The organism is Massilicoli timonensis, from assembly GCF_900199515.1.
Lineage (GTDB): Bacteria > Bacillota_I > Bacilli_A > Erysipelotrichales > Erysipelotrichaceae > Massilicoli > Massilicoli timonensis.
Genome location: NZ_LT963433.1, coordinates 94,553 through 106,118, shown reverse-complemented (window position 1 = coordinate 106,118; position 11,566 = coordinate 94,553). Strand labels below are relative to the sequence as shown.

The 11,566-nt window shown below is 39.0% G+C and carries 13 protein-coding genes; all 13 read left to right on the top strand.

Translation table 11 applies throughout. The annotated features are described in order from the left end of the window. Positions 1-31: 31 nt before the first annotated feature. Positions 32-550 (top strand): hypothetical protein, encoded by a 519-nt coding sequence (locus C1712_RS01095; protein ID WP_102266026.1) that lies wholly within the window; start codon positions 32-34, stop codon positions 548-550. 2 nt (positions 551-552) lie between these two features. After that, on the top strand, positions 553-2,244 hold the full coding sequence (locus tag C1712_RS01090) for a DUF262 domain-containing protein (protein WP_102266024.1): 1,692 nt from the start codon (positions 553-555) through the stop codon (positions 2,242-2,244). 42 nt (positions 2,245-2,286) lie between these two features. Further along, a complete protein-coding gene (locus C1712_RS01085; RefSeq protein ID WP_102266317.1) occupies positions 2,287-3,822 on the top strand; it encodes a hypothetical protein in 1,536 nt (511 codons plus the stop codon). 12 nt (positions 3,823-3,834) lie between these two features. Then, complete coding sequence (locus C1712_RS01080; RefSeq protein ID WP_102266022.1) at positions 3,835-4,440, top strand: hypothetical protein; 606 nt, start codon at positions 3,835-3,837, stop codon at positions 4,438-4,440. Positions 4,441-4,602: 162 nt separating this feature from the next. Continuing rightward, positions 4,603-4,893 carry a hypothetical protein gene (locus tag C1712_RS01075; RefSeq protein WP_245858024.1) on the top strand — a complete coding sequence of 97 codons (291 nt, stop codon included), beginning with the start codon at positions 4,603-4,605 and terminating at the stop codon, positions 4,891-4,893. Beyond that, entirely contained in the window at positions 4,893-5,075 is a 183-nt protein-coding gene (locus C1712_RS01070) for a hypothetical protein (RefSeq protein ID WP_245858023.1), read from the top strand. The genes C1712_RS01075 and C1712_RS01070 overlap by 1 nt, the downstream gene beginning before the upstream one ends. A gap of 159 nt (positions 5,076-5,234) precedes the next feature. After that, positions 5,235-6,074, top strand: a complete 840-nt coding sequence (locus tag C1712_RS01065) for a KilA-N domain-containing protein (RefSeq protein WP_102266020.1) — start codon at positions 5,235-5,237, stop codon at positions 6,072-6,074. Between the two features lie 103 nt (positions 6,075-6,177). Beyond that, entirely contained in the window at positions 6,178-6,963 is a 786-nt protein-coding gene (locus C1712_RS01060; protein ID WP_102266018.1) for a DUF4393 domain-containing protein, read from the top strand. Positions 6,964-7,517: 554 nt separating this feature from the next. Next, positions 7,518-8,330, top strand: a complete 813-nt coding sequence (locus C1712_RS01055; protein WP_102266016.1) for an EFR1 family ferrodoxin — start codon at positions 7,518-7,520, stop codon at positions 8,328-8,330. Positions 8,331-8,741: 411 nt separating this feature from the next. Then, a complete protein-coding gene (locus tag C1712_RS13080) occupies positions 8,742-8,876 on the top strand; it encodes a recombinase family protein (protein ID WP_281254595.1) in 135 nt (44 codons plus the stop codon). Between the two features lie 282 nt (positions 8,877-9,158). Further along, positions 9,159-9,608 (top strand): PTS sugar transporter subunit IIA, encoded by a 450-nt coding sequence (locus tag C1712_RS01040; RefSeq protein WP_102266012.1) that lies wholly within the window; start codon positions 9,159-9,161, stop codon positions 9,606-9,608. A gap of 8 nt (positions 9,609-9,616) precedes the next feature. Next, positions 9,617-11,035: a PTS ascorbate transporter subunit IIC gene (locus C1712_RS01035; RefSeq protein WP_102266010.1), complete on the top strand. Its 1,419-nt coding sequence runs from the start codon at positions 9,617-9,619 to the stop codon at positions 11,033-11,035. A 14-nt stretch (positions 11,036-11,049) separates the two neighbouring features. Then, positions 11,050-11,337, top strand: a complete 288-nt coding sequence (locus tag C1712_RS01030; protein WP_102266009.1) for a PTS sugar transporter subunit IIB — start codon at positions 11,050-11,052, stop codon at positions 11,335-11,337. Positions 11,338-11,566 lie beyond the last annotated feature (229 nt).

Genomic DNA, 11,566 nt, shown 5'->3' with positions numbered 1-11,566 from the left:
TGTATTATTTTATGTGAACGGAGGCAATTTGATGAAGAAGAACATTTCATTTAATGTAGATGCAGATGTATATGATAAATTTAATATGGCACTTAATCTTTCCGGTGAAACATCAGACGAGGCTGCAGAATCGTGCCTTCGTTGGTATATAGCTAAGACTTTTGAGAGTGCATCAAAGGAATATACACCAAAGGTAACAAGACCAATAGACACTGATGAAAAAGATTTTTATGGCAAGGCTGTGCAGCGTATACCTATGTGGGCATTGAAACCTAACCAATATAACCATAAAATCATAAAAGCATATTTTATGTCTGTAGACATTGCAGGAGAGGCTACTTTGAATATGATGGAGCGTTTATGTAGTGATAAAGAACGCCCAGATTTATACGTTCCTACTTTCAAGAATAACTACTCTCAGATGAAATTAGATGGTCCTAAATCGCACGGTAAAGTTTTTGAGGACGATGGTGAGAGGGTTTGGATTTGGGACGAAGTAGAAGAAACCCTTATGAAATATAAAAATAGCTTTTATATCGAGGAGGCATAACGATGAGCGTTTTGATAGATAATAGCATCACTATTTATGAGGCTTTGGAAAATATAAAAAACGGCAAATATGTTATGCCGGCGTTCCAAAGACAGTATGTGTGGAATATGGAGCAGATTGAAAAACTGTGGGACTCCATTCTTTTGGATTACCCGATCGCTACATTCCTGTTCTGGCACGTGGACGATGATAATGTCAGTTGGGATACATATTTCTGCAACTTCCTATCCGAGGTAAGTTTCGATAGTAGAAAACAGGCTGTTAGCGTGAACTACGAATTAAGCAACATTAATGTGAAAATAACCGATACTGCTGTGTTAGATGGGCAGCAGCGTCTTACATCTCTCTTCTTGTCACTTCTCGGTCAAGCATATGTGAAACAAAAATATGCGAGAAGGACAGCAGTTGGTGGTACGGTGGTTAAACTTGTAATTGAATTGAACAAGCATAAGCTCACCGTTGATGAAGAAGAGTACAACAGTAAAAAATATGATATAAAATTCACCGAGAAGGTGGGCAAATTAAGTCCTACGCAGTTCGAAATCAAGGAAATTCTCGGTAGTAAATTCCAGGATGAAACCACAAGAGAACAAGCCATAGAGGCGGCTATAGTGAATGTTCCTGCTGACAGCAAGGATTATGCTCGTGGTATTCTTAATAAACTATACAACAAGATTTTTGTAGAAAAGTTGATTCGATATACAGAAATCCAAAATATGAACCAGGACGATGCTTTGGAAATGTTCGTCCGTTTTAATAGCGGTGGTAAGGCTCTTAAAAAGCACGAAATAACTATGTCTATTTTGGAGGCATATTGGCCTAACGCCAAAACAGAATTCGGAAGACTTCTGGTTGACTCATACGAGGGGTTCGGTTCGGATTTTATTGTCCGTTCTGCTCTTATGCTCTATGGTGATGTTATTAAGTCTAATATCAATAAGCAGATTGCAGAAGACCTCAAGAACAACTGGCAGGACTTCAAGAAGGCGTTGAAAAATCTTGAAACTGTGCTTAAGGGTATGAAAATCGAGGTTAGCCGTTTCGCAAGTAGCTGGAACGTGCTTTTGCCTATCATTTATTTCATATACTACAATCCCGACTATGCAAATAATCTTGACGGTATCAAGGCATATTTGATTAGAGCCGTTCTGTTTACATATTTCCAATCTGGCACAACAAGTAAACTGCAGCAGATGAAGAGCAACATCAATAATAACGAATACGAAATCACTATTGATATGCTTGAGCAGATGAATGACCTGCGTGTAACAGATGGTAAAATCGATGACATTATAAATTCTGAAAAAGGTAGCCGTGTTGCTGGCGAGGCTCTTTACTTCTTGGGTATCGACTGGATAAACAAAACCTTTAAATACGAGCAAGACCATCTTCATCCGTATGATAGGTTTGACAGTACTAAGCCTATCAGCGTTTCAATGGAGGATTGGCGTAGATGGCGTGGCAACCGAAATCGCCTGCCGAATCTTCAGTTGCTGGAAGGCAGAAGTAACGGCAGTAAAAATGCTATGCGCCTTGTAGATTACTACAACGATATGAATGACGAACAGAGAGCAATGTTCCGTAAAGAGGCACTTATCCCGGATGATGTTTCTCTTGAACTGGAGAACTTTGAAGAGTTCTATGAAAAGCGTAAAGAACTGCTGACTGCTAAGATTCGTCAGTTGCTTGGATAAAAGTAGAAGTAAACAGATAGGAGGTGTACCACAGTGGCTGATATGAAACAGATACACGATTTCGCTGTGAAATGGTGTGATAAGTTCAGAGACCAAAACATCAACTACATAGAACTTGTTGACCACTATATGGCCGACGATTGCGATACACTTGGTTTTGAGATGGACTGTGGTCATGCCTTTTCAGAGAAATATGGCAACGCCGCAAACAATCATGAGGCTTTAGACAGGATTATTGATGATGTGACCGATATTCCCTTGCTTGGTTCTGCAATCTATTCTCAATGGCGCTATTTCAATCATTGGGCATACACAGGTGCAGAAATCTTGGAGCCGCAAAACCGTGCATGGTTTATCCTGGCATTAAGCAGGCTGGCATTGCTGTCTGGGGAGAACCCTTTTATATTCCAAGGCACACTAAAGAAGATGCGTATCGTATCAAATAATATCTGCTACGGTCCTATGCCGGAGCCGGATGAAGAGGTGGAACAGCATCTGACAATCAATAATGAAGGGCGTGTTTGGTTTTCGGGATATAATTATGGCTACGGTGGAGAACGATACGAGAAAGCCAGAAGTAAGAACTTCAAAATTGATAAGTCGGCAGCAGACAATTTGTTTGGAGCAATAGCAGCTTATTTTAGCAACGAATATACAGAAATTTTTGCAACGGATATTGGTGATTGGGTCATGGAACTAACCAACACCGAAGGTATCACATATAAATTCAGAGGTTCTCTGTGTGCTGAATTTGATTATGAAGGCACAGATTTATCAGACCTTGTCCGTGATACTGTTGGTATGGATGATTTGTATGTTTTTGATGGAAATTGCAAACCGGACATGATAAATAAAATCACGCTGGATTACCACAGGGTCACAAAAATAAAACCCGGTCAGAAACCGGAAGACGCAGATTGGGAATTTGTAACCTGGGATTATACCGAGCGGCTGATTATCGATAGAACCACGGAAACATTGGAGCATATTCAGAATATCGGTACCGGATGTAAAGTTTCTCGTAAGTATGAAATTGAAGGCGGAATTGAGAGCCTGCTTGAAAATTTCGATGCAGAGGACTTGTTTACTCGCACTGAAGGAAATCCCGATGATGTGATAGACACACCAAACGAAACGAAAGATTATACCATAACAATTGAGTATAAGAAAAATCCGCCCCGTACCATCATGGGCAGTTACGATAAAAATGGTCTGCCAGAGGACTTTTCGGATTTTGCGGAAACAGTGTTTGATTTCATTCGTTTCTATGGTTTGGGAGAAATTCTTGACCCATCGGTCTACGGCAAAGCAAAACGCCGCAAGTCGGAATACATCTTTTGCAGCGTTACCTTTGATGAAGGATATAAGAGTTATTATTATCTGACCGAGGATGATAGCATTGAAATCGGTGATTTCGTGCTTGTACCCGCAGGCAAGGACAACCATGAGGCGGTTGTAGAGGTAGTAAACATCGAATATTTCAGTGAAGAAAATGTTCCACTACCTATTGAGAAAACAAAGCGAATCATTCGTAAGTGTGCGGATGAGGATTTCGACCCACCAGATAAATTAAATTAAGGAGAAGGAAGAATGGAATATACAAGCAACGAAAAACAAATTCTCTCTCTTATGGAAAGAACAGACTTTAGAAATTTATCAAAAAATGATGTGTTGAGCTATGCGTCAAAACTAAATGAGTTGCGTCCGGAAGTTGCTCAGCAAGTAATCGCACAGTTCCCTGAACTGGCAAAACTCATACAATCCACGATGGCCGAATATAAAGATATTTTGGAAAAGATTGTTGCGAGTGACGATGAAAGTACAAATCAGGTCTATGGAATTATAAGCAAAGAAGTAGACAATGCATCTGACAGCAGAAAAGAATTTATAGAGTATGCAGACAAGGTTCGTGCGGATTTAAGCAAGTGCCTCGATAATCCAAATTTAACACCGGAACAGCAAAAGGATATACTGGACCGTCAGATGGAAATTTTTAATGCTGTAGATAAAAAGGATACCGAAATTCGTGAACACGAGATGGAAATGGCTCGTATGGCCGATAAGAAGGATACGGAAAAGAAAGAGTTTAACTGGAAAGTTCTTGGTGCAGCAAGTTTTGTTGTGCTTACTGCGGTAGGAATTGGCACGGCTGCATTAGGTGGAAAATTCGACTTTAAGTTGCCGAAAAAGAGTTGAATTATAGATATGTTCCCACAAACGGCTAAAACACGGAAAAGGCTGTGGATATGTTCCCTTGCTCGTAAAATCGACGAAGACATTCAGCCTATCCAGTCAAGCCACGTGGAGACGGTGGTACTTTTGTCCCACAAGTCACCGGATAGTGTTATAAACGTAAAGGTGGAATTTGGAGAAAGCGATGATAAGATATCGTTGGATGCGATTGCAGAACGGGCGAAAAAGTATCACCCGAAACCGAAAATTACATATAAAATGATACAGGAGTATGTTGAGAAGAAATATGGATTCAAGGTACATACTGCATATATCGCAGAAGTAAAAAGGTCTCTGGGGCTGACAATGTATGATGCCTCTAATGCTGTTGAAGAATTGAACCAACCGAGAAAGCATCCACCGAAAGAGAAAGTGGAGGCAATAAAGGATGCTCTTAAATATTTTGAGGTGATTTGATGGAAGAAAGTACATATCAGATTGCGGAGAAAATCAGTAAACTTTATCAAGAAGCGTATGGTGTCTATTTGCCATTGGTTGAAGATGTGTGTAGCAGAAAAGTATCAGAAGATGAACTGTCACATATTCTAGATTGTTTACTGGATTTTGCATGGGATGAAAAAAATATTGGGGCTGTATAAAAAGGCGTGTAGAAGATATTTATATGTTTACCCGAGATGCATCAAATTTTATATTGAAGCGTATCGGGAGATGTGGGAAGATGAAAGTAAGAAGTAAAAGACTTTAAGTAAGATGTTAGTAACAAGAAGAAAATATTGGACATGGTTGTAGGAGGTACAATGGGAAAGGTAATAAAAGAAACGATTCATGCCAATGGGATAGATATCAGAATTTATACGCAGGACTTTGAAAATGAATTTATTTCATTGACAGATATCGCTCGATATAAAAGTGATGACCCAACAGCGGTTATACAAAATTGGATGAGAAATAGAGATGTAATAGAATTTTTGGGATTATGGGAAAGACTGCACAATCCAGATTTTAACCCCCTCGAATTCGAGGGGTTTAGAAAGCAGGCAGGAGCAAATGCATTTACAATGTCACCAAAGAAATGGATAGAAACTACGAATGCGATTGGTATTGTATCAAAAGCGGGACGTTATGGCGGAACGTATGCTCATAGTGATATTGCCATGTCTTTTGCAACGTGGATTTCTCCAGAATTCCAGTTATATATCATGAAGGATTACAGGAGATTAAAGGCAGATGAGAATAGCCGGTTATCTTTGAATTGGAACTTAAACAGAGAAATATCTAAACTAAATTACAGGATACATACAGATGCAATTAAGGATAATTTGATTCCACCAGAATTAACACCTGCACAGGTGGCATATACCTATGCCAATGAAGCGGATATGTTGAATGTTGTTTTGTTTGGTAAGACAGCGAAACAGTGGAAAGATGAAAATCCAGCAGCAAAAGGGAATATGCGGGATGTGGCAACTCTAAATCAGTTGTTGGTGCTTGCAAATTTGGAAAGTTATAATGCTGTTCTGATTAATCAAGGGAAGAACCAAAAAGAGCGAATGGAATTACTTCGGCAGTTAGCAGTACAGCAGTTGCAGACGCTGGAAACGGTAAGTTTAAACAATCTGCCACAATTAGGAAAGTGATTAATGAGAAGAATAGAGCGATAAGAAAAATCAGCAATGTGTATAGAAAGCTGTTTTGGTGATCAATGACAGCAAAAGATAAAAGGGAAAGGAAAATGATTAAATGGACGGATTGGATAAATTAGCACAAGGAATGGGAAAGGCAATAGACAAAGTACCAGAGGTATATGATGATGGTTTAAAGGATGCAACTAAAGAATCTGGAAAAGTACTTGCATTAATTCCGCAAACCATTAATGCAGCATTGGCACCACTTAGACAATGGATTGCACAAAAGGAATACAATGTTGCTGAAACAAAAAAACTATTGGCTCAAAAACTAGAAAAAGTAGAATATGAAAAAATTATATCACCAGAGTCATATGTTGCCGTTCCAGCTATACAGGCTATTGCATACAGCATGAATAGTGAAGAATTGCGAAACTTATATGCAAATCTTTTGGCAAAATCAATGTACATTGAAACGAAGGAATTAGTACATCCATCTTTTGTCGAAATAATTAAGCAGATATCACCTCTTGATGCTCTTATATTTAAGAAAATTATGGAGAGGGAAATAAATCCAATGATTAATTTGGTTATGAAGAATAAAGAAGGACACTTTAGAACAATTATTACAAATGTTACGGATATCAATATTGCATCGCAAGAATTAGTTGGTGTATCAATTGATAATTTAGCCAAACAGAATTTGATTTCTGTTCCTGCTGATGATTATTATACCAATGAAAAGGTATATGATAGTATCATACAGACTAATTTCTATAAAAATCAGAAAAATCTAAATCGTAAAACCGTGGATGGATTTGAATTTTCTTATTCTAAAAAGATGATAAATAAAACGAATCTTGGAAAATTGTTTTATAAAATATGTGTAGCAGAACTGTAGTTTTTTGTGGGAATCTGGTAGTACCGTTGAGACGGTTTGTTTGCTAGTGAAGAATTGCACAAACGAATAAGCTCATAAATAAAGGATTTTTGGCATATCGAAGTAGCCAAAAAAGTAGATGATAAAAAGTGAATTAAACTGCTACTAAACAGATATTGACCTGATTTTCATCGTAAAGTCAGGTTTTTTAATATTCAAAAAGTGTTCGGGGGAAAACGCGATTTTATTTGATCACTTAAGGAACATAGAACGTATATGCACCTGGCAAGAGACGAGTGTAATTAGTTACAGATTTAAGTGATAAATTCGTCCGAAAAACCCCGGAATAAAAATAAGAAAAAAAACGGAATTCATTGAGACATTTTCATTTCCGCTTGACACTCTTGTTTTTATTTCAAAGCCAAATACGCAAGATTAGGAAGCCATCAGATTGTAGGCTTGCTTGTAATATGCCGCATTATATAACTAAACGCTAAAGAAAGAGATAGATAGCAGTTCCTATTTGTGCTATGATTTTGATGAAGACAAACGGATAGAAAACAGGAGGATATGATATGAACATCAAAAGAGTGTGTGTCCTTTATTTCAGCCCAACCGGCGGTACTGAGAAGATTGCTCATCTTGTGGCAGAAAATTTATCTGAAAAACTGAATATAGAGTGTACGTTTTTTGACATTACACAACCAAAGAATCGTTATAATGAATACCATTTTAGTGAAGATGATCTGGTGGTGATGGCATCTCCTGTGTATGCCGGACGCCTTCCTAATAAACTGGTACCGGAATATAAGGCTAAGATTTGGGGTGAAGGAACACCAGCAGTTCCAATCTGTGTTTTTGGCAATCGAAGCCCGGACGAAAGCTTAAGAGAGTTAATGATTTTGATGGAGGATAATGGGTTTTCGATCGTAGGAGCAGCGGCTTTTGCCGGACGTCATGCCTTTTCAGATCAAATTGGAGCCAAGCGACCAGATGAAAACGATTTGGATGAAATTGCAGCCTTCACTTCTAAAGTAGTACAGAAACTAACAGACAATAGAAAAATGTTTTTGAAAATAGACCATAGTGAATTAGGCGCCTATTACACACCGCTCAAAGAGGATGGCACACCTGCGAAATTTCTAAAAGCTAGACCTTATACAGATGCAGATCGATGTATCCATTGCGGTTTATGTGTTGAAAAGTGCCCTTTGGAGAGCATTGATATCAATACTATGGAGACTGTCGGTTTATGTATAAAATGTCAGGCTTGTGTCCGCTGCTGTCCGACGCATGCGAAATATTTTGATGATACTGATTTCCTTTCTCATGTTGCAATGCTGGAAAAGAATTATAAAAGACGGGCAAAAAATATCATGATCATTTAATGTTGGGGACAGTTGGCAAAGATCGTGGCAAAATCGTGGAGCGCTTTTCGTAGGAGAATCTGATGTACCTCCTATTTCCTTATGTTCCACGTCAAGTCCTTTATCAGTTAAGGAAAATGAAGAAAATCAAATCAGTTTATAACGATGTGAGTTGTTAATAACTTGCATCTTTTTATGTATGAAAGAACTGAAAGAAAAAGTAGCATATAAATAGCTAAATAAAAATGCAAATCATCGAATAAAATCTATAAATAACTAAAAAAGTTAAAATTCATACTATCCTGTGCAATATGGAAATGAAATCACTCCTCTAACTGATCATATTTCAAATTCAAAAAATTCGTCGAAAAATGATAAGTTCATTTTCCATTACTTGTATAATATTCCTCGAAATGATAATAGGAGGACTTTATGACAAAATACGCATATATACGGGTATCATCAAAAGATCAAAATATTGCAAGACAGGTTGAAGCGATGCTTGCGTGCGGGATTACCGAAAAACAAGTCATTCTTTCATTTAAGCAGCACCTTATCTGTAAATAAAATGTATTTTTTCCATTGTTACAAGTTCACTTTACTTATTGCTCTTTTATTGAAAAGTGTTAATAAAAAGCTTATGTCATTTTCTTTGTATTCAAGCAACAAAAGCGCCAAGTACAGAGAATGATCAGCAATCACCTCTGTACTTACTCCTACCTCCAAGTAAAAATAAACATTTTCCTCAAAACAGTGAAACCGATTGCACAAAACAAAAACAAAGATTGGGCTTTATAATTTTTTCTCCTCCGTATATACTTTAATTGCCAATAAAAGCGAGGTGGGACGATGATAAAAGATTTACTGAAAAAAGAAAACATAAAGATGTTAGACCATGCACTGGAGTGGGAAGACGCGATCCGATACTGCGTGCAGCCTCTGGTCGACTGTCATTGTGTCGAAGCAAGATATGCAGAGGAAATTATTGCGAATACATTAAAAATGGGCCCTTATTATGTAATTGCAAAAAACCTTGCATTGATTCATGGCAGAAGCGATCAAGGCGTCATTGCAAAACAGCTTGCGATCACCCTTTCCAAAGAAGCAATCATCTTTTCAAAGGAAAAGAAAGCCAAACTGTTGGTGGTGCTTGCGGCGGAGGACAGCGAATCACACATCGGTGCGTTGAGCAAGCTGGCTGAGATCTTTATGGATGAATCGAGGATTGAAAAAATATGTGGATTTGACAGCATTGAGGAAATTTATGAGGAGTTTCTGAAAGCAGACAAAGGAAAGTAGGCGAGTTTATGCAGTTTTTGTCAATTATTTTGAATATTTTAGCCACTCCGGCTATTCTGGTCGGTCTTGTGGCATTGCTTGGATTGATTCTACAAAAGAAACCGATAGAAGAGGTCGTAAAAGGGACCGTGAAAACAATCGTAGGTTTTCTTGTTCTTACAGCAGGTGCAAGCTTTTTACAAAGCGGTTCGTTAAATGATTTTGGAACACTATTCAATTATGCGTTTGGCATTCAAGGCGTTGTTCCAAACAATGAAGCGATCGTATCGCTTGGGTTGCAGCAATTTGCTTCTGAAACCGCGTTGATCATGTGCTTGGGAATGGTCGCAAATATCGTGATGGCAAGATTTTCCAGATTAAACTATATTTTCTTATCCGGGCATGTTACCTTATACATGGCATGTATGCTGGCGGTGATCCTGCATGTCGGCGGTTTGCGCGAAACAACTTTGATCATAACCGGTGGACTGTTACTGGGACTGATCATGGTTTTGTCCCCGGCAATTTGTATGCCGACGATGAAAAAGGTAATGAAAACGGATACCATCGCACTGGGACATTTTGGCGGTGTAGGCTATTGGTTTGCCGGTCAGGTCGGACGCATTGTGCGTGGAAATAAAAAACAGATCAAATCAACCGAAGATATCAAATTCCCGCAGCGAATCAGTTTTCTGCGTGATACGACCGTGGCAATCGGATTGACGATGGTGCTTTTCTTCTTGATCGTTACCGGTGTTGCAATCGCCAAAGGCGGTTTACACGATCCGGTGATCGCGGCGATGTTTGCATCAGGAGATACCAAGACGCATTGGATCGTATGGGCGTTGATTCGCGGCTTCAATTTCGCGGGAGGAGTGTTCATCATCTTGTCAGGGGTTCGATTGATCATCGGCGAGATCGTTCCTGCATTCAAGGGAATTGCTGAAAAGCTCGTGCCGCATGCCAAGCCTGCGCTGGATTGTCCGATTATATTTCCTTCGGCGCCAAATGCGGTACTGATCGGATTTTTAGTTTCATTCTTAGGCGGTGTCGTCGGGTTATTCATTTTAGGACTTATGAACAATGCCGGTATCGCGATTGCATTGATTTTGCCGGGAGTCATTCCACATTTCTTCTGCGGTGCTACAGCAGGTGTCTTTGCGAATGCCGAAGGCGGTTTGAAAGGATGTATCATCGGTTCCTTCTTACATGGACTTTTGATTACCTTTTTACCGGCGCTTTGTATGCCGGTAATGGGTTTGCTGAATTTTGCGAACTGTACTTTTTCCGATACCGATTTCTCGGTGGCAGGCATTTTATTAGGATACGTCGCGCAGTTGGTACATGGCAACGGTTTATTGATCTTAGCGATCATTTTATTTCTGCTGCCGATCCTGTATCACTATATCGTTCCAAAGAAATATCCAAATGAAGAAAAGGGAGAATAAAGGAGAAATAGAAAATGACAGTCAAAAGTATTATGTGCTGCTGCGGATCAGGCCTGGGCTCCAGTCTGCTGGTTCGTATGAATGTAGAAAAAATCATGAAAGAGTTAGGATACAGCGGCATCGAGGTGCTGCACTCCTCCTTGTCAACTGCTGCTAACGGTGTCGCTGATTTGTTTGTGATCGGCAAAGACTTAGAAGCAAGTGCAAGTGAATTAGAGAATAAGATCGTATTGGATAATATTCTTGATATGACGGAATTAAAAGAGAAACTGGAAACAAAATTGAAGCAGTCATGCAACTAGTCGCTGCTTTATCAATACTTTTCCATATGGAAGCATAAAGTATTTATGCATACAGAATATGTTAATAAAATAGTATACAGGTGCGTACAGAGAAAATGTATCAGAATGAAGCAAGGTATGAGTGAAGATTTCATACCTACAAGGAAAGAAGCCTGTGAGGAATGTGTCCTGTAAACATATTGCGGCGGGGGTCCATACTGATTTGATAGTAATGGGCCCCTCAAATTGT